Genomic DNA, 20,224 nt, shown 5'->3' with positions numbered 1-20,224 from the left:
ATGCCCCGCACGCACGCGATCGAGGACTACCGCAACTTCGGCATCATGGCCCACATCGATGCCGGCAAGACCACGACGACCGAGCGGATCCTCTACTACACCGGAAAGTCCCACAAGATCGGCGAGGTCCATGAGGGCGCCGCCACGATGGACTGGATGGCGCAGGAGCAGGAGCGTGGCATCACGATCACCTCGGCTGCGACGACCTGCTTCTGGCGCGACAAGCGCCTGAACATCATCGACACCCCCGGCCACGTCGACTTCACCATCGAGGTCGAGCGCTCGCTCCGCGTCCTCGACGGCGCCGTGTGCGTGCTCGACGGCAACCAGGGCGTCGAGCCGCAGACCGAGACCGTGTGGCGTCAGGCCGACAAGTACGACGTGCCGCGCGTCGTGTTCGTCAACAAGATGGACAAGATCGGCGCCGACTTCTTCAAATGCGTCGCCGACATCATCGACCGCGTCGCCGGCAAGCCCGTCTGCCTGCAGCTGCCGATCGGCGCCGAGTCGAGCTTTCAGGGCGTGATCGACCTCATCAAGATGAAGGCGATCGTCTGGTCGGGTGAGGCGCTCGGCGCCAACTTCGACGAGACCGAGATCCCGGCCGACCTCAAGGACCAGGCCGTCGAGTACCGCACCAAGCTGGTCGAGGCCTGCGTCGAGCTCGACGACGACGCCATGGCCGCCTACCTCGACGGCAACGAGCCCGACGAGGCCACCATGCGCGTCCTGGTGCGCAAGGCTGTCCAGCTGCGCGCCTTCCACCCGGTGCTCTGCGGCTCGGCGTTCAAGAACAAGGGCGTGCAGCCGCTCCTCGACGCCGTCGTGGACTACCTGCCCTCCCCGGCCGATCGCGGCGAGATCAAGGGCATCGACTTCAAGACCGAGGAAGAGACCGTCCGTCACCCGTCGGATGCGGATCCCTTCTCCATGCTCGCCTTCAAGATCATGGACGATCCCCACGTCGGCACGATCACCTTCTGCCGCGTGTACTCCGGCAAGGTCGAGACCGGCGCCAACGTGCTGAACTCGTCGCGCGACAAGAAGGAGCGCGTCGGCCGCATGCTCCTGATGCACGCCAACAACCGTGAGGACATCAAGGAGGCTTTCGCGGGCGACATCGTCGCGCTGGCCGGCCTCAAGGACACCCGCACGGGCGACACCCTCTGCGACCCGCAGAAGGCCGTGATCCTCGAGAAGATGGAGTTCCCCGAGCCCGTCATCGAGATCGCCGTCGAGCCGAAGTCGAAGGCCGACCAGGAGAAGCTCGGCATCGCGCTCTCGAAGCTCGCCGCCGAGGACCCGTCCTTCCGCGTCTCCACCGACCAGGAATCCGGCCAGACCATCCTCAAGGGGATGGGCGAGCTTCACCTGGACATCAAGGTCGACATCCTGCGCCGCACCTACAAGGTCGACGCGAATATCGGCCAGCCGCAGGTCGCCTACCGCGAGAAGCTGACGCGCCGTCAGGAGATCGACTACACGCACAAGAAGCAGACCGGCGGTACCGGCCAGTTCGCCCGCGTGAAGTTCGTCGTCGAGCCGAACGAGCCGGGCGCCGGCTTCTCGTTCGAGTCGAAGATCGTCGGCGGCGCGGTGCCCAAGGAGTACATCCCGGGCGTCGAGAAGGGCCTCAACTCGGTCCTCGGCGCGGGCGTCCTCGCCGGCTTCCCGGTGGTCGACGTCAAGGTCGAGCTGGTCGACGGCGCCTACCACGACGTCGACTCCTCGGCGCTCGCCTTCGAGATCGCCTCCCGCGCCGCCTTCCGCGAGGCGCTGCAGAAGGGCGGCTCGGTCCTGCTCGAGCCGGTGATGAAGGTCGAGGTCGTCTCGCCGGAGGAGTACACCGGCTCGGTCATCGGCGACCTGAACGCCCGCCGCGGCCAGATCCAGGGTCAGGACATGCGCGGCAACGCCAACGTCATCAACGCGATGGTGCCGCTGGCCAACATGTTCGGCTACGTGAACCAGCTGCGCTCCTTCTCGCAGGGCCGCGCCAACTTCACGATGCAGTTCGATCACTACGAAGAGGTGCCGCGCGGCGAGGCCGACAAGGTCATCGCCAAGTACGCCTAAGCATCTCTTCTTCCGCAACGCGAATTCGAATCTAGGAGGCTCTGATGGGCAAGGAAAAGTTCTCCCGCACCAAGCCGCACTGCAACATTGGCACGATCGGCCACGTCGATCACGGCAAGACGTCTCTGACGGCGGCGATCACGAAGGTCCTGGCCGAGACGGGCGGGGCGACGTTCACGGCCTACGACCAGATCGACAAGGCGCCTGAGGAGAAGGCGCGCGGGATCACGATCTCGACGGCGCACGTGGAGTACGAGACGCAGAACCGTCACTACGCACACGTGGACTGCCCCGGCCACGCCGACTACGTGAAGAACATGATCACGGGCGCGGCGCAGATGGACGGCGCGATCCTGGTGGTGTCGGCGGCCGACGGCCCGATGCCGCAGACCCGCGAGCACATCCTGCTGGCCCGCCAGGTCGGCGTCCCGGCGCTGGTGGTGTTCCTCAACAAGGTCGACATGGTCGACGACGAGGAGCTCCTGGAGCTGGTCGAGCTGGAGGTGCGCGAGCTGCTGTCGAAGTACGACTTCCCCGGTGACGACATCCCGATCACCAAGGGCTCGGCGCTGATGGCGCTCGAGGACAAGGAGCCGAAGATCGGCAAGGAGGCGGTCCTGGCGCTGATGGCGACCGTGGACAGCTACATCCCGCAGCCGGAGCGTCCGATCGACATGCCGTTCCTGATGCCGATCGAGGACGTGTTCTCGATCTCGGGCCGCGGCACGGTGGTGACGGGTCGCGTCGAGCGCGGCATCGTGAAGGTGGGCGAGGAAGTCGAGATCGTCGGCATCCGGGCGACCACCAAGACGACGGTGACGGGCGTGGAGATGTTCCGCAAGCTGCTCGACCAGGGGCAGGCGGGCGACAACGTCGGCGTGCTGCTGCGCGGCACGAAGCGCGAGGACGTGGAGCGCGGCCAGGTCGTGTGCAAGCCGGGTTCGGTGAAGCCGCACTCGAAGTTCAAGGCCGAGGCGTACATCCTGACCAAGGAGGAGGGCGGCCGCCACACGCCGTTCTTCACCAACTACCGGCCGCAGTTCTACTTCCGGACCACGGACGTGACCGGGATCTGCACGCTGCCGGAGGGCACCGAGATGGTGATGCCGGGCGACAACGTGACCATGGACGTGGCGCTGATCGTGCCGGTGGCCATGGAGGAGAAGCTGCGCTTCGCCATCCGCGAGGGCGGCCGCACCGTCGGCGCCGGCGTCGTCGCCGCCATCAACGACTGAGCTCGAGCAAGCATCCTTAGCAGGGCGCGGCGGGGTGAAGGCCTCGCGTACCCCGCCGTCCCTCTCAAGGTTCCAGGATCATGAACGGTCAGAACATCCGCATTCGCCTCAAGGCGTTCGATCACCGCATCCTCGATGCGTCGACCAAGGAGATTGTCTCCACGGCCAAGCGTACGGGCGCGACCATCCGCGGCCCGATCCCGCTCCCGACGCACATCGCCAAGTTCACCGTGAACCGCTCGCCCCACATCGACAAGAAGTCGCGCGAGCAGTTCGAGATGCGCACGCACAAGCGGGTGCTCGATATCGTCGATCCGACGCCTCAGACCGTGGACGCGCTGATGAAGCTCGACCTCGCCGCTGGCGTGGACGTGGAGATCAAGCTCTGAGTCCGCTGAGGACTTAGAGCTTACCGTTTCATCGCGCGAGGGAGAGAACCTATGCGCTCAGGCGTCATCGCACAGAAGGTCGGCATGACCCGCGTCTTCACGGACGCGGGGGAGCATGTCCCCGTCACCGTGCTCAAGATCGATCAGTGCCAGGTGGTTGCCCACCGCACCGTCGAGAAGAACGGCTACGTCGCGCTGCAGGTCGGCGTCGGCAAGGCCAAGGTCAAGAACGTCTCGGCCGCCGAGCGGGGTCGCTTCGCGGTCGCCAAGGTCGAGCCGAAGAAGAAGCTCGCCGAGTTCCGCGTGTCCGAGGACGCGCTGATCCCGGTCGGCGCCGAGATCACCGCGGACCACTTCATCCCCGGCCAGTTCGTGGATGTCACCGGCACCACGACCGGTAAGGGCTTCGCCGGCGGTATCAAGCGCTGGAACTTCGGCGGCCTGCGCGCCACCCACGGCGTGTCGATCTCGCACCGCTCGATCGGTTCGACCGGCGGCCGCCAGGACCCGGGCAAGACCTTCAAGAACAAGAAGATGCCGGGTCACCTCGGCGTCGAGCGGGTCACCACCCAGAACCTGCGCGTCGTGCGCACCGATCCCGAGCGCGGCCTGATCCTGGTCGAGGGCGCGGTCCCGGGCGTCGCCGGCGGCTGGATCCAGATCCGCGACGCGGTGAAGCGCAAGCTCCCCGCCGACGTTCCGCTGCCGGGCAAGTTCCGCGAGAACGGCGCCTCCGCCCCGGCGACCGAGGCCCCTGCGGCTGAGGAGACCGCGTGATGAAGCTCGATATCAAAACCCTCGACGGTGCCGGCGCCGGCTCGGTCGAGCTGAATGAAGAGATCTTCGGCCTGGAGCCGCGCGCCGACCTGCTGCAGCGCATGGTCCGCTGGCAGCTCGCCAAGCGGCGCGCCGGTACCCACGCCGTGCAGAACCGCTCGGACGTGAACCGGACCCGCAAGAAGCTCTACAAGCAGAAGGGCACCGGTAACGCCCGCCACGGCGCGGCCTCGGCGCCGCAGTTCCGCGGCGGCGGGCGCGCCTTCGGCCCCGTGCCGCGCGACCACAGCCATGACCTGCCCAAGAAGGTCCGCGCGCTGGCCCTGCGCCACGCCCTGTCGGCCAAGGCCAAGGCCTCGACCCTGATCGTCGTCGACGACATCAAGATCGAGGATCACAAGACCAAGGGTCTCATCGAGCGCTTCGGCAAGATGGGCCTCTCGAACGCGCTGATCATCGGCGGTGCCGAGGTCGACGTGAATTTCGGCCGGGCCGCCCGCGCCATCCCGCAGATCGACGTGCTGCCCGTGCAGGGCATCAACGTCTACGACATCCTGCGCCGCGACACGCTCGTCCTGACGAAGGCTGCCGTCGACGCGCTGGAGGAGCGTTTCAAATGAGTGCCGATCCGCGCCACTACGACATCGTCGTCTCCCCGGTCATCACCGAGAAGGCGACCAACCTGACCGAGCAGAACAAGGTCGTCTTCCGCGTCGCCCCCAAGGCGACGAAGCCTCAGATCAAGGAGGCCGTCGAGAAGCTGTTCGACGTGAAGGTCACGGCCGTGAACACCCTTGTCACCAAGGGTAAGAAGAAGATTTTCCGCGGTCTCCGCGGACAGCGCTCCGACGTGAAGAAGGCGATCGTGACCCTGGCCGAGGGCCACTCGATCGACGTCACGACCGGGCTCTGAGGACGGGATTTAGGGATCCAAGCCGATGGCCTTGAAGACATTCAAACCGGTCACGCCGAGCCTGCGCCAGCTCGTGCTCGTCGACCGCCGTGAGCTCTACAAGGGCAAGCCGGTGAAGGCGCTGACGGAGGGCAAGTCGTCCTCCGGCGGCCGCAACAATCTCGGCCGCATCACCGTCCGCTTCCGCGGCGGCGGCCACAAGCGCGTGCTGCGCAACGTCGACTTCAAGCGTCGCGAGCAGCTCGGCGTCGCCGCTACGGTGGAGCGGATCGAGTACGATCCGAACCGCACGGCGTTCATCGCGCTGATCAACTTCCCCGACGGGAAGCAGAGCTACATCCTGGCCCCGCAGCGCCTGCAGCCGGGCGACAAGGTGGTGGCCGGCGAGAGCGTCGACATCAAGCCGGGCAACGCCGCTCCGGTCGGCTCGATGCCGGTGGGCACGATCGTCCACAATGTCGAGCTGAAGATCGGTAAGGGCGGCGCGATCGCCCGTTCGGCCGGCAACTACGCGCAGATCGTCGGCCGCGACCAGGGCTACGTGACGCTCCGCCTGAACTCGGGCGAGCAGCGCCTGGTCCACGGCCAGTGCTTCGCCAGCGTCGGCGCGGTCTCCAACCCGGACCACATGAACATCTCGCTCGGCAAGGCCGGGCGCAACCGTTGGCTCGGCAAGCGCCCGCACAACCGCGGTGTGGCGATGAACCCGGTCGACCATCCGCACGGCGGCGGCGAGGGTCGCACCTCGGGCGGCCGCAACCCGGTCACGCCCTGGGGCGTGCCCACCAAGGGGAAGAAGACCCGGTCCAACAAGCGGACCGACGTGTTCATCCTGTCCAGCCGCCACAACCGCAAGAAGTAATCGCTATGGCACGCTCTCTCTGGAAGGGGCCGTTCGTCGACGGCTACCTCTTCAAGAAGGCCGAGGCGGCGCGGGGCTCCTCGCGCTCCGAGGTCATCAAGATCTGGAGCCGCCGCTCCACGATCCTCCCGCAGTTCGTCGGGCTCACCTTCGGTGTGCACAACGGGCAGAAGCACATCCCGGTCTACGTCACCGAGGAGATGGTCGGGCACAAGTTCGGCGAGTTCTCGCCGACCCGCACCTTCCCGGGCCACGCGGCCGACAAGAAGGCGAAGAGGCGCTGAGATGGGCAAGCAAGCCACCCCCCGCGCGCTCCCCGAGAACGAGGCGAAGGCCGTCGCGCGCATGCTGCGCGTCAGCCCGCAGAAGCTCAACCTCGTGGCGCAGATGATCCGCGGCAAGAAGGTCGACACGGCGCTCGCCGAGTTGCAGTTCTCGCGCAAGCGGATCTCGACCGAGGTCAAGAAGTGCCTCGAGAGCGCCATCGCCAACGCCGAGAACAACCACGACCTGGACGTCGACGACCTCGTCGTGTCCCAGGCCTTCGTGGGCAAGGCGCTGGTTCTCAAGCGTTTCCACGCCCGCGCCCGCGGCCGCGGCGCGCGCATCCTGAAGCCCTTCTCGAACCTCACCATCGTGGTTCGCGAAGTCCGCCAAGCCGAAGCGGCTTGAGGAGGATCTGATGGGTCAGAAAGTCAACCCGATCGGTCTCCGGCTCGGCATCAACCGGACCTGGGATTCCCGCTGGTTCGCCAACAAGGGCGACTACGCGAAGCTCATGCACGAGGACGTCGCGATCCGCGCCGCCCTCATGAAGCAGCTCAAGCAGGCGGCGGTCTCCAAGATCGTCATCGAGCGCCCGCACCGGAAGTGCCGGGTCACCATTCACTCGGGTCGTCCGGGCGTGGTGATCGGCAAGAAGGGCGCGGACATCGAGAAGCTGCGCAAGCTCGTCGGCACGATGACGAAGGCCGACGTGACCATCAACATCGTCGAGGTGCGCAAGCCCGAGATCGACGCCACCCTGGTGGCCGACTCGATCGCCCAGCAGCTCGAGCGCCGCGTCGCCTTCCGGCGCGCTATGAAGCGGGCCGTGCAGTCGGCCATGCGTCTGGGCGCCGAGGGCATCCGGATCAACTGCTCGGGCCGTCTCGGCGGCGCCGAGATCGCCCGTCAGGAATGGTACCGCGAGGGCCGCGTCCCGCTGCACACGCTGCGCGCCGACGTCGACTACGGCACCGCCACGGCGTTCACGACCTACGGGACCTGCGGCATCAAGGTGTGGGTGTTCAAGGGCGAGATCCTCGAGCACGACCCGATGGCCCAGGACAAGAAGGCCCAGGAAGAGGGCGGCCGCTCCGGCGGACGCCGTGAGCGCGATGGCGAGGGCGGCCGCGAGCGCGGACGCCGCGAGCGCGAGCACGCGTAAGGTAGGAAGCCATGCTGCAACCGAAAAAGACCCGCTTCCGCAAGCAGTTCAAGGGCCGCATCCACGGTGCGGCCAAGGGCGGCTTCGAGCTGAACTTCGGCCAGTTCGGCCTGAAGGCGGTGGAGCCCGAGCGCGTCACCGCCCGCCAGATCGAGGCGGCCCGCCGCGCGATCACCCGCGAGATGAAGCGCCAGGGCCGCGTCTGGATCCGGGTGTTCCCGGACGTCCCGGTGTCGTCGAAGCCGACCGAGGTCCGCATGGGTTCCGGTAAGGGCGCCCCGGATTACTGGGCGGCCCGGGTCCATCCCGGCCGGATCATGTTCGAGGTCGACGGCGTTGCCGAGAACATCGCCAAGGAGGCGCTCCGCCTCGGCGCCGCGAAGCTCCCGATCCGCACGCGGGTCGTCCAGCGCATCGCCGACTGAACGGAGGATATCGTGAAGTCGACCCAGAGACTGTCTGATCTGAAGGCGCTGTCGCCGGATCAGCTGAATGACGAGCTGATCAACCTCAAGAAGGAGCAGTTCAACCTGCGCTTCCAGGGGGCCACCGGCCAGCTCGAGAACGTCGCCCGCGTCCGCGAGGTCCGTCGCGACATCGCCCGTGTCCGGACTCTGCAGCGTTCCAAGACGCTGCAGCAGGCCAAGGGCTGAGGCGGGTTTTAGGAGACAACCATGCCGAAGCGCATCCTGCAGGGCACCGTCGTCAGCGACAAGGGTGAGAAGACCATCGTGGTGAAGGTGGAGCGCCGCTTCACGCACCCGGTGATGAAGAAGACCGTGCGGCGGTCGAAGAACTACCACGCGCACGACGAGGGCAACGTCGCCAAGGTCGGGCAGACGGTGTTCATCGAGGAGTGCCGTCCGTTCTCCAAGACCAAGACCTGGAAGCTGGTCGAGGGCGAGGCCGCCCAGGCCGAGGCCGGCGAGGCCGCCTGATCCCGGGATCCCGGCGGCTGCGGTCTCCGCGTCCGCCAGATCCCGGCCCGCGGCGTCGCGGGATGGTGCTATCTCTGGGGTGACCATCCCGGGGATGCCCGGTGACCGGTACGACGAACGCCCGGACGCAATTCGACTCGCGAGAGCCGGATTCGTGCCGGGCGTCGTCGTTTTCGGCCGCCTGTGTGGCGGTTGGGTCCCGGTCGCCGGCGGGCCGAGCCTGCTGCGGGACCGCGCGCGGCGTCGCCATTGCGGCTGGCGGTCGTCCCGTTCGGCGCATTGTGTCGGCGTTCGTACGGGTCCTCGCGGCCGATTACCGGATTGGATTGCTGTCGCGGGGCATCCGGGGCTCGAGCCGGGATTTCGTGACCTGCATGCTGCAAAACCGCGTTCCGGCCTTGCTGGTTGAGAACAAAACGGGTACATAGAGGCGGTGGCGACGCGCGTTGTGAACTGCGTCCAACCCCTTCATAAGGAGCCCGCCAGATGGCCCAGCCCGCATTGAAAGTGGTCGACATGCCCCCGGTGGACAAGGACAAGTCCAAGGCGATCGACGCCGCCCTGTCTCAGATCGAGCGCGCCTTCGGCAAGGGCTCGATCATGCGGCTCGGCAAGAGCGACAAGGTCCAAGAGGTCGAGACCGTCTCGACCGGCTCGCTGGGCCTCGACATCGCGCTGGGCGTCGGCGGCCTTCCCCGCGGCCGCGTGATCGAGATCTACGGTCCCGAATCGTCCGGCAAGACGACGCTGGCGCTCCACACGATCGCGGAGGCCCAGAAGAAGGGCGGCGTCTGCGCGTTCGTGGACGCCGAGCACGCCCTCGACCCGGTCTACGCCCGCAAGCTCGGCGTGAACCTCGACGACCTGCTGATCTCCCAGCCCGACACGGGCGAGCAGGCGCTCGAGATCACCGACACGCTCGTGCGCTCCGGCGCCATCGACGTGCTGGTGGTCGATTCGGTGGCCGCGCTGACCCCGCGGGCCGAGATCGAGGGCGAGATGGGCGAGAGCCAGCCCGGCCTCCAGGCCCGCCTGATGAGCCAGGCCCTGCGCAAGCTGACCGGCTCGATCTCGCGCTCGAACTGCATGGTCATCTTCATCAACCAGATCCGGATGAAGATCGGCGTCATGTACGGCAGCCCCGAGACGACCACGGGCGGCAACGCCCTCAAGTTCTACGCCTCGGTGCGCCTCGACATCCGCCGCATCTCGACGCTCAAGGACCGCGATGAGGCGATCGGCAACCAGGTCCGCGTCAAGGTGGTGAAGAACAAGGTCGCCCCGCCCTTCAAGCAGGTCGAGTTCGACATCATGTTCGGCGAGGGCGTGTCGAAGGTCGGCGAGCTGATCGACCTCGGCGTGAAGGCCGGGATCGTCGAGAAGTCGGGCGCCTGGTTCTCGTACAACAGCCAGCGCCTCGGCCAGGGCCGCGAGAACTCGAAGGGCTTCCTGCGCGACAATCCGAAGATCGCCGCCGAGATCGAGGGCTCGATCCGGCAGAATTCCGGTCTGGTCGCCGAGAAGATCTTGGAGAACGCCGCCCCGACGGCGGACGATCTCGACGAGGGCGAGGCGTAGGTCGCGCCGCCGCGGGCCGGCGACGGCGCGCGGCGGACCTTGCGACGTTCGAAGATGCGCGGCCCCGGAGTCTCTCCGGGGCCGCTCTTCGTTGAGCGACGGTGACCGGACGCGACAGGCCGGTCAGTCCGCCATCGTCTTCTTCACGGTCTCGACGAGCTGCTTCAGGCTGAAGGGCTTGGGCAGGAAGTTGAAGGTCTCACCCTCGGGCAGGTTCTTGCGGAACGCGTCCTCGGCGTAGCCGGACACGAAGATCACCTTCAGGTCGGGCTGATGCTTGCGCACCTCCCGCAGGAGCGTCGGGCCGTCCATCTCGGGCATGACCACGTCGGAGACGACGAGATCGATGGTCTGCGCGCCCTCGCGGACGATCGCCAGGGCCTCGAGGCCCGAGGCCGCCTCCAGCACCGTGTAGCCGCGGGCCGAGAGCGCCCGGCTGTTGACCGCCCGCACCGGGTCCTCGTCCTCGACGAGCAGGATGGTCCCCTGCCCCGTATGATCGGCGGCGGGCTTGCGCGGCGCCGGCTTGTCGACCTTGGCGGGCGGCGTCTCCCCCTTCGGCACAGCGGCGTCGCCGCCCGCGGCCGGCGCGGTGACCGGCTTGGCGTCCGACCCGGAATCGGGATGGGCGGTGGTGGAAGCCGGCGCGAGCGGCTCCGCGCGCGGCAGTGCCGGCTCGGCCGCCGCGACCGGCACCTCCTCGGGCTCCGCCACGGGCACGTGACGCGGCAGGTAGATGCGGAAGGCCGTGCCCTCCCCGATCTTCGACTGCACGTCGATGGTGCCGCCGGACTGCTTGACGATGCCGAACACCGTCGAGAGTCCGAGGCCGGTGCCCTTGCCGATCTCCTTGGTGGTGAAGAACGGCTCGAAGATCTTCTCCATCAGCTCGGGCGGGATGCCCTGGCCGGTGTCGCGCACCTCGATCAGCACGTGGTCGCCCGCCGGCGCCCCGCCGCGCCCCTCCGCCCCGGCGGCCGCCCCCGGATCGGAGACGTTCTCGGTGCGGATCATCAGCTTGCCGCCCTCCGGCATGGCGTCGCGGGCGTTGACCGCGAGATTGACGATCACCTGCTCGAACTGGTTGACGTCGGCCTTCACGGGCCAGACCTCGCGGCCGTGCTTCAGCTCCAGCGCGACGCGCTCGCCGAGCAGCCGCTTGAGGAGGAGGGTCAGCTCGGAGAGCGCCTCCCCGACATTCATCACCTCCGGGCGCAGCGTCTGCCGGCGGGAGAACGCCAGGAGCTGGCGGACGAGGCCCGCCGCCCGGTTGGCGTTCTGCTTGATCTGCATGATGTCCTGGAAGGCCGGATCGGTCGGCCGGTGGCTCGCGAGCAGCAGGTCCGAGTAGCCGATGATCGCCTGCAGGACGTTGTTGAAGTCGTGCGCGATGCCGCCGGCGAGCTGGCCGACCGCGTTCATCTTCTGGGCCTGGGCGACCTGCTGTTCCAGCTGGCGCTGCGCCGTCGTGTCGAGGGCGTAGAGGATCACCCGCTCGGCCTCGTCGGTCTGCTGGCCGGCATCGCCGCCGTCGGCCGGGCTGAGCCAGACCCGGGCCGAGCGGCCGCCGGGCCCGTTGAGCTGGACCTCGATGGGCTCCGGGTCGGTCCGCCCGCTCGCGGCGCGGGCGAGCCCGGCCTCCAGGGCGGTCCGGTCGGCCACCGAGTCGGCGACGTTGGGCTCGACCCGCGGGACACCCTCCCCGTCCGGGGCGCCGTCGTCGGCCTGCCGCGGGACCGTGCCGAACAGGCGCGTGAACGAGGCGTTGGCGCGGGCGATCCGGCCGCCGCTGTCGAGGGTCGCGATGGCGATCGGCGAGTTGTTGAGGAAGCGGGCGAGCCGGACCTCGGCGGCGCGCTGCGGCTCGTCGGTCTCGGCTCCGGCGGAGCGGTTGATCACGAAGGTCCGCGACGAGCCGGGCTTGCCGTCCTTGCCGAAGGCGACCCGGTGGTAGAGCCGGACCGGCAGGGTGTGACCGTTGCGGCGGCGCAGGTCGAGGTCGAAGCGGTCGGTGCGGACCTCGCCCGGCAGGCCGGCCGTGCGCACCAGCACGTCCGCCTCCGGGGCGATCTCGGTGAGGTGCGGGCCGCCGGGGCCGACGCTGGCGAGGTCGTAGCCGAGCCAGGCCGCCAGGGTCGCGTTCATGTAGACGATGGCGCCCGCCGGATCGATCGACAGGAAGCCCGCCGGGGCGTGGTCGAGGTAGTCGATGGCGTGCTGGAGTTCCTGGAAGACGTTCTCCTGCCGCTCCCGCTCGGCGGTGATGTCGGCCACCGTCCAGAGGGAGGCCGCCCGGCGCGGGCGCGCGAGGGGCCGCACCGAGACCCGGTACCAGCCGAAGCCGCGCTCGCCGGCCGTGGGCCCGAGGGGCGGCGACATCCGCACCTCCTCGGTGTGGGCCCGGGCGTCGCGCGAGGCCTGCGACAGGCGGTAGACCGCCTCGGAGACCTCCGGCGAGCCGACGAGGATGCGCTCCACCGGCACGAGGTTGGAGAAGGTGTCGCCGCTGGCGATCCGGAGATAGGCCTCGTTGGCGTAGATCAGCCGGCCGCCGTCCTCGACGACCAGCTGGCCGTCCGGCGAGGCGTCGACGATGCCCTTTGTGATGTCGTCCCGGGCGGCGCTGCCGCTGAGCTGGAGCGCCCCGATGGCGAGGGCGAACAGGAAGAACACGCCCGCCATGGCCAGCAGGGCCAGCAGCCAGACGATCAGCGACTGGGCCTGCTCGTTGGCCACGAAGGACAGGCCGATGGCCGCGCCGACCAGCAGGCCAGCGAGCACGAGGAGCAGGCCGACCCGGCCCGGCTGTTCCGAGCGGTCGATCGAGCCCGTTCCGAGCAGGGACGAGGCCTGCGCGACCGGGGGACCCGAATTCTGCGGGCCCGCGGCGGGCGCCGGAGGTCCAGTGACGTCGGCCATCGGCTTCATTCCAGAACAGTCACCCGGTTAGTCCGCCGGCCATATCAGGACATGCGGGGCGCGGCATCAGTCTCGTCGCGCCAAGCCTTGACACAGCCTCGCGAAAAAAGGTGGAGGAAGCGTGGCTTTCGCCCCACCGGGCGTTCGGCGAGACGGCGCGGCGCGCGGATCGCGCGGGGCTACGCTGCACGTCTCCGCAGGCGCAGCACGAACCCGATGACCTCCGCCACCGCGCGATAGTGCTCGGCCGGGATCTCCCGGTCGATCTCCACGGTGGCGTGGAGCGCCCGGGCGAGCGGCGGGTTCTCGATCACCGCGACGCCGTGCTCGGCCGCCACCGCGCGGATGCGCAGGGCGAGCGCGTCGACGCCCTTGGCGACGCAGACCGGCGCGGCCATGCCGGTCTCGTAGCGCAGCGCCACCGCGTAGTGGGTGGGGTTCGTCACCACGACGGTGGCGGTGGGAACCGCGGCCATCATGCGCTTCTTCACCCGGGCCATCCGGAGCTGCTTCAGGCGCCCCTTCACCTCGGGATTGCCCTCCGACTCCTTCATCTCCTGCTTGAGCTCCTCCTTCGACATCCGGTGGCGCTTGCGCCAGCGGAACCGCGCGTAGAGCGCGTCACCGAGGGTGATCGCGAGGTGCATGCACAGCATGCCGGCGAGCAGCTTCAGGCTGAGGGACAGGATCGCCGGCATGGAGGCGGCCGGGTCCAGCTGGGCGAACACTTCCAGCCGGTCGCGGTCGTTCCACAGCATCACCGCGCCGACCACGCCCACGGCGGCGATCTTCGCCAGCCCCTTGCCGAACTGGAACAGGGCCTCGACGCCGAGGAGCCGCTTCACGCCCGCCATCGGCGAGAGGCGCGAGAATTTCGGCATCAGCGTCTCGGCGGAGAAGACCAGCGGGTGCTGCAGGAGCCCCGCGGCCAGCCCGGCCACGACCGCCAGCCCGACCGGCACCGCCACCGCCTGGAGCCACAGCCACAAGCCGCGCGTCATGGCCGCCTTCATGGCCGTGGCGTCGTCCGGCAGGGTATGGGCGTTGGCGAGGTAGGCCTTGAGCCCGTGCAGCAGGTTCGTGGCGATGGTCGGGGCCGCGACCAGCAGCGCCAGGGTGAACGCGGCCAGTATCGCGAAGGTGTTGATCTCGGTGCTGGTCGCGACGTCGCCGCGCTCGATCGCCTGATCGAGCCGTCGTTGGGACGGCTCCTCGGTCTTGTCCTCGTCGTCGGTATCGTCGGCCATCGCGCGTCGGGCTCAGAGCGGGGACATCGTCGGGGTAAGGGCGATCCGGCCGCTCAGCGGCCGACGTAATCCCCGAGATACCGGCCCAGGTCGTCCAGGAAGACGCCCATCATGACGCCGAGGCAGCCCATCAGCAGCAGCATGCCGATCAGCACCGAGGCCGGGACCGCCAGGAAGAACACCTGCATCTGGGGCATCAGCCGCGACAGCACGCCGAGACCCAGGTTGAACAGGATCCCGAAGGCGATGAATGGGCCGGCGATCTGCACCGCCAGGGTGAAGCCCCGAGCCAGCGCCTTCGTGGCCAGCATCAGCGCGTCCGAGAAGGACGGCACGCCGTCGGGGGGCAGCACCACGTAGCTGCGGGCCACGCCCTCGATGGCGAGATGGTGCAGGTCCGCGGCGAAGATCAGCGTGATCCCGAGCAACGACAGGAAGTTGCCGATCGCCACCTGCTGGCCGCCCTGGCTCGGATCCACCGTCATCGCGTAGGACAGCCCGACTTGTGCCGAGATGATCACTCCGGCGGTCTGAAGGGCGGCGAGGATCATCCGCACCGTGAGGCCGAGCACCAGCCCGATGATCGTCTCGCCGAACAGGAGCCCGATCAGCCGCGGGCCGGCCACGCCCTCCGTGCCGCCGAGCAGCGGGCGCACGGTCGGGAACAGCACCAGGGACGTGAGCAGCGCGAAGGCGAGGCGCAGGCGCGGCGACACCGTCTGCTCGCCGATCCCCGGCATCAGCATGATCAGCGTGCCGATGCGCGCGAAGGTGATCAGGTAGGCCGAGGCGATGCCGGGCAGGAGCAGGTTCATCGCGGCCCCTATGGCACGCGGGGGCCGCGCCTGTCCCGGCCGGCGGGCGCATCAGCCGCCGGCCGCGATGCGGGCGGCGATGCGGGTCATGTAGCCGGCCATGGCGTCGCCCATGAAGGGCAGCATCAGCAGGAGCGCGGCGAACACCGCCACGACCTTGGGCACGTAGATCAGCGTCTGCTCCTGGATCTGCGTCAGGGCCTGGACCAGGGACACGGCGAGGCCGACCGCGAGCGCGACCAGCATCAGGGGCCCGGCCACCTTGAGGAACACGAAGATGCCGTCGCGGGCGATGTCGAGGATGGCGAGACCGGTCATGGGGGTGCGCTCAGTGCGGGGGGAGCGGGCGGGGAAACGGTCGGCCGGTCAGATCTGCATCCGCATGATCTCCTCGTAGGCGGAGATCATGCGGTCGCGCACCGCCACCATGGTCTGCAGGGCCGTCTCGCTCTCGGCGACCGCGGTGACCACGTCCACGACGTTGGCCTTGCCGGCGGCCGCGGAGACGGCCTGGGAATCGGCCCGACGGCCGGCATCGCCGACGCTGTCCAGGGTCTGCCCGAGCATCTGCATGAAGTCGGTGCCGGTGCCGGTCGTCGGCTGCACCCGGGGGGCGGGCCGGCCGCCGGCGAGGCCCTGGACGGCCGCGTAGGCACCCGCCGCGAAGTTGCTCGAAGCCATCGCCATGCGTCCTTGCTAAGCGGTCCTGCCGCGGGCTTCGGGGGTCACTTCAGGATGCCGAGGGTCTGCGCCAGCATCTTGCGGGTGGCGCTGATCATGTTGAGGTTCGCCTCGTAGGAGCGCTGGGCCTCCCGCAGGTCCATGTTCTCGATCAGCGCGTTGACGTTGGGCATCTGCACCACGCCCTGGGCGTCGGCCGCGGGGTTGCCGGGCTCGTACTTGGTCCGGAAGGCCGACGGGTCGCGCCTGACGCGCCCCGCCTCGACGAGCTTGGCACCGGTCTCGTCGTCGAGGTGGCTGGTGAAGGTCGGGATCTTGCGGCGGTAGGGCTGCGCCCCGGCGGAGGCCGGCGCGGAATCGGCGTTGGCGATGTTCTCGGCGATGATGCGCATCCGGCCCGACTGGGCCTTGAGGCCCGCGGCCGCCACCGCCAGCGACTTCGTGAATTCCATGGCTCAGGACCCTCCCGCTGCCGCGACCCCGCGGCCGTCGGCGCTCCACATTCGGTCGTCGCGCGTCAGCTCTTGCCGATCGCGATCTTCAGGGTGGTCAGGCTGTGCTGGTAAAGCGAGGCGGCGAGCTGGTAGTCCGCCTGGTTCTCGCCGGCCTTCATCATCTCGTCCTCGAGGTTGACGCCGTTGCCGCTGGGCCGGACCTCGAAGCCCTTGGCGCGCTTGGAGTCGGCGCCGACCGTCTGGCCAGGCGACGCCATGTGGCCCGCGCTCGTGAGTGTCAGGCCGGAGCCGCTGGTGGCGAGGGCGCCGGTCGCCCGGTCGAAGCGCGGCTCCACGAGGTCGCGGGGCTTGAACCCCGGCATGTCGGCGTTGGCGACGTTCTCGGCGATCACGCCCTGGCGCGCCTGCGCCCATTGCATCCGCGTGCGCAGCATGCTCAGCACGGGCAGATCGGTGAGGGCCATGGTCGCCTCCGGGATGGCGTGGCCGCGCCGGGACGAGCGGGCTCGGCAAAATCTGCCGCCTGCATGGTTAACGGCGCGTTAAGCCCGATCTCCGGGTCGGCCGGTGCCCGCGTCAGCTCGCGCCGCGGGGGAGTGAACCCCCGGTTCGGCCGGGCCGGCGGCGCAGTCCCGACCTATTGTCTTGCGCGCGCTCAATTAAAAGGTCTGTTAACGAACTCTTAACGTCGTTTGCCTTGCCGCCCCTCCGGCGTGGTATGGATCAAGTCCGTGCCGGCGCGCACCCGCGGCGGTCGGAACGTGCGAGTGCGTAATCTTGCGATGGCTGCAATCCGTGTTCGGCTCTGACGGCTCCCCCATCGTCCAGTATATCGTGATCTTCGCCGTCATCTTCACGGCGCTCGCGGCGATCGTGTTCACGGTGCGCCGGCTCACCGGCCGGAGCCTCGCCCTGCCGGGGCGGTCCGGGAGCCGCGGGCGCCAGCCGCGCCTCGGGATCGTCGACGTGTACGAGCTCGACCGGGCCCGGCAGCTCATCCTGCTGCGCCGGGACAATGTCGAGCACCTGCTCCTCGTGGGCGGCCCCAACGACGTGGTGGTCGAGCGCAACATCCAGCGCGGCCAGCGGCCCCTGCCGGAGGCGGCGATCCGGCCGGAGCTGGCGCCGGAGCCGCTGGACGAGCCGCTCCCGGACCCCCTCGTCCAGGGCGGCCGCCTGCCCGAGCCGCCCCGCGGTCTGCCGGAATCCGGCGGCCGGCGCGCGGAACCGCTGTTCGATCCGGGCTTCGCGATGCCGGTGGTGGTGCCGTCGCCGGTGCCGCGCTCGGCCTCCGCTCCGCCCGTGACTCTGCCCCTCGATCCCGGGCTGTTCGGCGGCGACGAGCCCGGCCAGGACGTCACCGCACCTCTGAGTGCCGCGCCACCCCAGCCGCCCGCGCCTCAACCCCCGGCGCCGCCCGCGCCCGAGCCGGTGGTGCCGCCGCCGATGGTGTCGCCGCCGATCACGCCGCCGGCGGTGGAGCCGCCCGCGCCCCCGCCGCGCGAGCCGGTCGCCCCGCGGCGGATCCTGAGCCGGACCGCGCCGCCGCTGATCGAGCCGCGGCCCAACCCGGCCTCCGAGCGCAAGCCCGAGCCGGCACCGGCGGAGCCGGAGCCCGCCCGTCTGGCCCCGAGTCTCGCGGTGCCCTCCGAGCGCAAGTCGGTCGATCCGGTGGTCCTGTCCGACATGGCCCGGCAGCTCCAGGCCGCCCTGTCGCGCTCGTCCTCGGCCGTGACGCCGCCGCCGCAGCCCGCGCCCGCCCCGCCGGCGCCCGAGGGCGTCGATCCGCTGGCCGCCGCGATGGCGAGCGTCCCGGTCGAGCCGGTGCCCGCCCCCGCCCCGGTCGACGAGCCGGAGGCCCCGCCGCCTCCGCCTCCGCCTCCGCCTCCGCCTCCGGCCAAACCCGTGCCGCCGCCGGCGATGCCCAAGGTCGAACCCCCTCCGCCCGTGCCGGCCCCGCCGCCGCCGCCGTCCGCGCCCACGCCCGACGCGAAGGGATCCGGCAACCCGTTCTCGGTGGAGGAGATCGAGGCCGAGTTCGCCCGCCTCCTCGGTCGCCCGCTCGACAAGCGGAGCTGAGGAGCGCCGCCCCCGCCGAGCGGGCGCGTCGGGACCGCGTCCTCGATCGCGAGAACCGCGATTTACCGACAGTTAACCATCTTCCGGGACGTTCCGGCCCGGAGGATGTCGCTATGCTCGCGCTGGATGCTGGAACGGCTCACCGGAGCCGCGCTTACAGGGCCTTCCGGCTCGACCGGGCGGGCCGCGTCCGCGCGGCCGAGATCCTGTCGGCCGAGGACGACACGCAGGCGCGCCGCCGCGCCCGGGCGATGGTCGGGCGCGACGCGATCGAGCTGTGGGAGCGGACGCGCTTCCTCGGGCGCTTCGAGCCCACCGTGGCGGCGGCTCAGGATCGCGCCGGCCGCTGAGGCCGGCGGCGCCCGCCCGTCCCGTCAGCGGCCGGCAGTCTCCGGCATGGCCAGCACGGCGAGGAAGCTGAGGATCGCGGCCCCCGCTAGGTAGAACCCGACGAAGCCGATGCCGCCGTAGGCCGCGAGCTGCTGCGCGATGTAGGGCGCCCCCGAGGCCCCCAGGATCCCCGCGAGGTTGTAGGTCACCGAGGCGCCCGTGTAGCGCACCCGCGTCGGGAACAGCTCGGGCAGGACGGCGCCCATCGGTCCGAACACCCACCCCATTGTCAGGAGGCTGAGGCACAGGAAGCCGAGGACCGGCGGCCAGGTGCCGGTGCCGGCGGCGTGGCCCAGCATCGGCCCCATGAGGAAGCCCAGCAGGAACGTCACGGCCATGCCGGAGAGCAGCACCGGCCGGCGGCCGAAGCGGTCGGCCGCGGCCCCCGACACGACGGTGCCGAGCGCCATGAAGCAGACCGCGATGCACTCGAACAGCAGGAAGGTCGGCCGGCTGTAGCCGAGGGTGCCGGTGCCGTAGCCCAGGGCGAAGACGGTCGAGAGGTAGAACACCGCGTACACCGCCACCATCGCGAAGGTGCCGACCAGGACGGCGTGTCCGTGCTGGGTCAGCATGGTGGCGAAGGGCACGCGCTCCGGCCGGGCCTGGCTGAGCGCCGCCTTGAAGGCCGGCGTCTCGGTGAGCTTCAGGCGCACGTAGAGCCCGACGCCGACGAGCGCCGCCGAGGCCAGGAACGGCAGGCGCCAGCCCCAGGCCTGGAAGCTCTCGGGCGTCAGGCCGAAGCTGAGGGCGAGGAAGCCGAGATTGGCCAGGACGAAGCCGACCGGCGCCCCGAGTTGCGGGAAGATGCCGTACCACGCGCGCCGGCCCGGCGGCGCGTTCTCGACCGCCAGCAGCGCCGCGCCGCCCCACTCGCCGCCGAACCCGATCCCCTGCCCGCAGCGCAGGATGCACAGCGCCGCCGGCGCCCACCAGCCGACCGACGCGTAGGTCGGCAGGCAGCCGATCAGCACCGTGGAGATGCCCATGATCAGCAGCGACGCCACCAGCGTCGCCTTGCGGCCGACCCGGTCGCCGAAATGCCCGAACAGGGCCGCGCCGACGGGCCGCGCGATGAACGCGATGGCGAAGGTCGCGAAGGCGCTGAGCTGCTGCACGCCGGGCGCGCCGGCGGGGAAGAAGACCGGGCCGATCACCAGGGCGGTGGCGGTGGCGTAGATGTAGAAGTCGAAGAACTCGATCGCCGTCCCGACGAAGCTCGCGGCGAGGATCCGCCGAGCACTCGGGGGGGCGCTCGGGGTGGCCTGCGAGGGGTCTGCGGTGTTGCCCGCGGGGTCGATGGTCTGCAGCATGATCGGGATGGGGGGTCCGGGTCGGTCGCGGCGCTTTCGCACGGGCCGCCGGGGGCCGATACCCCGCTCCGGACATGGGCATCCGCCCTGGACGCGGAGGTCGCTGTGCGGTGCACCGACGGCGGCCT

24 protein-coding genes are annotated in these 20,224 nt (G+C 69.8%); 16 read left to right on the top strand and 8 right to left on the bottom strand.

All coding sequences use genetic code 11. The annotated features are described in order from the left end of the window. From fusA to recA, 14 genes are all read left to right on the top strand, one after another. Nucleotides 1–2,076 (top strand): elongation factor G, encoded by a 2,076-nt coding sequence (gene fusA / locus ACX9MN_RS14110; RefSeq protein WP_020096272.1) that lies wholly within the window; start codon nucleotides 1–3, stop codon nucleotides 2,074–2,076. Nucleotides 2,077–2,120: 44 nt separating this feature from the next. After that, complete coding sequence (gene tuf / locus ACX9MN_RS14105) at nucleotides 2,121–3,311, top strand: elongation factor Tu (RefSeq protein ID WP_020093754.1); 1,191 nt, start codon at nucleotides 2,121–2,123, stop codon at nucleotides 3,309–3,311. A gap of 80 nt (nucleotides 3,312–3,391) precedes the next feature. Next, nucleotides 3,392–3,700, top strand: a complete 309-nt coding sequence (gene rpsJ / locus ACX9MN_RS14100) for a 30S ribosomal protein S10 (protein ID WP_007569268.1) — start codon at nucleotides 3,392–3,394, stop codon at nucleotides 3,698–3,700. A gap of 51 nt (nucleotides 3,701–3,751) precedes the next feature. Continuing rightward, entirely contained in the window at nucleotides 3,752–4,477 is a 726-nt protein-coding gene (rplC, locus tag ACX9MN_RS14095; protein WP_020094259.1) for a 50S ribosomal protein L3, read from the top strand. After that, nucleotides 4,477–5,097, top strand: coding sequence for a 50S ribosomal protein L4 (gene rplD / locus ACX9MN_RS14090; RefSeq protein ID WP_020094258.1), 621 nt, complete (start codon nucleotides 4,477–4,479; stop codon nucleotides 5,095–5,097). Before rplC ends, rplD begins: the two co-directional genes overlap by 1 nt. Further along, nucleotides 5,094–5,390, top strand: coding sequence for a 50S ribosomal protein L23 (locus ACX9MN_RS14085; protein ID WP_020094257.1), 297 nt, complete (start codon nucleotides 5,094–5,096; stop codon nucleotides 5,388–5,390). The genes rplD and ACX9MN_RS14085 overlap by 4 nt, the downstream gene beginning before the upstream one ends. Nucleotides 5,391–5,415: 25 nt before the next feature. Continuing rightward, entirely contained in the window at nucleotides 5,416–6,252 is an 837-nt protein-coding gene (gene rplB / locus ACX9MN_RS14080) for a 50S ribosomal protein L2 (protein WP_020094256.1), read from the top strand. A 5-nt stretch (nucleotides 6,253–6,257) separates the two neighbouring features. After that, nucleotides 6,258–6,536, top strand: a complete 279-nt coding sequence (rpsS, locus tag ACX9MN_RS14075) for a 30S ribosomal protein S19 (RefSeq protein WP_012319190.1) — start codon at nucleotides 6,258–6,260, stop codon at nucleotides 6,534–6,536. 1 nt (nucleotide 6,537) lies between these two features. Further along, nucleotides 6,538–6,924, top strand: coding sequence for a 50S ribosomal protein L22 (gene rplV, locus ACX9MN_RS14070; protein WP_012319191.1), 387 nt, complete (start codon nucleotides 6,538–6,540; stop codon nucleotides 6,922–6,924). A gap of 10 nt (nucleotides 6,925–6,934) precedes the next feature. Then, nucleotides 6,935–7,681 carry a 30S ribosomal protein S3 gene (gene rpsC, locus ACX9MN_RS14065; protein ID WP_012319192.1) on the top strand — a complete coding sequence of 249 codons (747 nt, stop codon included), beginning with the start codon at nucleotides 6,935–6,937 and terminating at the stop codon, nucleotides 7,679–7,681. An 11-nt stretch (nucleotides 7,682–7,692) separates the two neighbouring features. Then, nucleotides 7,693–8,106 carry a 50S ribosomal protein L16 gene (gene rplP / locus ACX9MN_RS14060; protein ID WP_012319193.1) on the top strand — a complete coding sequence of 138 codons (414 nt, stop codon included), beginning with the start codon at nucleotides 7,693–7,695 and terminating at the stop codon, nucleotides 8,104–8,106. A 12-nt stretch (nucleotides 8,107–8,118) separates the two neighbouring features. Then, nucleotides 8,119–8,334: a 50S ribosomal protein L29 gene (gene rpmC / locus ACX9MN_RS14055; protein ID WP_020094255.1), complete on the top strand. Its 216-nt coding sequence runs from the start codon at nucleotides 8,119–8,121 to the stop codon at nucleotides 8,332–8,334. A 21-nt stretch (nucleotides 8,335–8,355) separates the two neighbouring features. Continuing rightward, complete coding sequence (gene rpsQ, locus ACX9MN_RS14050) at nucleotides 8,356–8,619, top strand: 30S ribosomal protein S17 (protein WP_020094254.1); 264 nt, start codon at nucleotides 8,356–8,358, stop codon at nucleotides 8,617–8,619. 516 nt (nucleotides 8,620–9,135) lie between these two features. Beyond that, complete coding sequence (gene recA / locus ACX9MN_RS14045; RefSeq protein WP_373866322.1) at nucleotides 9,136–10,197, top strand: recombinase RecA; 1,062 nt, start codon at nucleotides 9,136–9,138, stop codon at nucleotides 10,195–10,197. Nucleotides 10,198–10,320: 123 nt separating this feature from the next. Here recA and ACX9MN_RS14040 read toward each other — a convergent pair whose 3' ends face one another. The 7 genes from ACX9MN_RS14040 to flgB all read right to left on the bottom strand — a co-directional run bounded on the left by ACX9MN_RS14040 (nucleotide 10,321) and on the right by flgB (nucleotide 16,778). Next, nucleotides 10,321–13,116 carry an ATP-binding protein gene (locus ACX9MN_RS14040; RefSeq protein WP_489724734.1) on the bottom strand — a complete coding sequence of 932 codons (2,796 nt, stop codon included), beginning with the start codon at nucleotides 13,114–13,116 and terminating at the stop codon, nucleotides 10,321–10,323. A 179-nt stretch (nucleotides 13,117–13,295) separates the two neighbouring features. Continuing rightward, complete coding sequence (gene flhB / locus ACX9MN_RS14035) at nucleotides 13,296–14,363, bottom strand: flagellar biosynthesis protein FlhB (RefSeq protein WP_020094251.1); 1,068 nt, start codon at nucleotides 14,361–14,363, stop codon at nucleotides 13,296–13,298. Between the two features lie 53 nt (nucleotides 14,364–14,416). Then, the gene (fliR, locus tag ACX9MN_RS14030; RefSeq protein ID WP_042675345.1) at nucleotides 14,417–15,178 is read right to left on the bottom strand and encodes a flagellar biosynthetic protein FliR; all 762 of its coding nucleotides are present in this window, start codon (nucleotides 15,176–15,178) and stop codon (nucleotides 14,417–14,419) included. Nucleotides 15,179–15,229: 51 nt separating this feature from the next. Further along, nucleotides 15,230–15,496, bottom strand: coding sequence for a flagellar biosynthesis protein FliQ (gene fliQ / locus ACX9MN_RS14025; RefSeq protein WP_012319200.1), 267 nt, complete (start codon nucleotides 15,494–15,496; stop codon nucleotides 15,230–15,232). 48 nt (nucleotides 15,497–15,544) lie between these two features. Next, complete coding sequence (fliE, locus tag ACX9MN_RS14020) at nucleotides 15,545–15,859, bottom strand: flagellar hook-basal body complex protein FliE (RefSeq protein WP_012319201.1); 315 nt, start codon at nucleotides 15,857–15,859, stop codon at nucleotides 15,545–15,547. A gap of 44 nt (nucleotides 15,860–15,903) precedes the next feature. Next, nucleotides 15,904–16,311, bottom strand: a complete 408-nt coding sequence (gene flgC, locus ACX9MN_RS14015) for a flagellar basal body rod protein FlgC (RefSeq protein ID WP_020094248.1) — start codon at nucleotides 16,309–16,311, stop codon at nucleotides 15,904–15,906. A gap of 65 nt (nucleotides 16,312–16,376) precedes the next feature. Next, a complete protein-coding gene (flgB, locus tag ACX9MN_RS14010; RefSeq protein ID WP_489724733.1) occupies nucleotides 16,377–16,778 on the bottom strand; it encodes a flagellar basal body rod protein FlgB in 402 nt (133 codons plus the stop codon). 331 nt (nucleotides 16,779–17,109) lie between these two features. Between flgB and ACX9MN_RS14005 the strand changes: the two genes are divergently transcribed. Together ACX9MN_RS14005 and ACX9MN_RS14000 are read left to right on the top strand one after the other, a co-directional pair. After that, nucleotides 17,110–18,393: a hypothetical protein gene (locus ACX9MN_RS14005; RefSeq protein ID WP_489724732.1), complete on the top strand. Its 1,284-nt coding sequence runs from the start codon at nucleotides 17,110–17,112 to the stop codon at nucleotides 18,391–18,393. A gap of 113 nt (nucleotides 18,394–18,506) precedes the next feature. Then, nucleotides 18,507–18,743, top strand: a complete 237-nt coding sequence (locus ACX9MN_RS14000; RefSeq protein ID WP_020094245.1) for a hypothetical protein — start codon at nucleotides 18,507–18,509, stop codon at nucleotides 18,741–18,743. A gap of 24 nt (nucleotides 18,744–18,767) precedes the next feature. On the opposite strand, the gene ACX9MN_RS13995 is transcribed toward ACX9MN_RS14000, so the two are convergent. Next, nucleotides 18,768–20,096: an MFS transporter gene (locus ACX9MN_RS13995; protein ID WP_020094244.1), complete on the bottom strand. Its 1,329-nt coding sequence runs from the start codon at nucleotides 20,094–20,096 to the stop codon at nucleotides 18,768–18,770. Nucleotides 20,097–20,224 lie beyond the last annotated feature (128 nt).

The organism is Methylobacterium sp. 1A (assembly GCF_058072805.1).
Note: the sequence above shows the minus strand (reverse complement) of the source record. Positions and strands in the feature narration are given on the sequence as shown.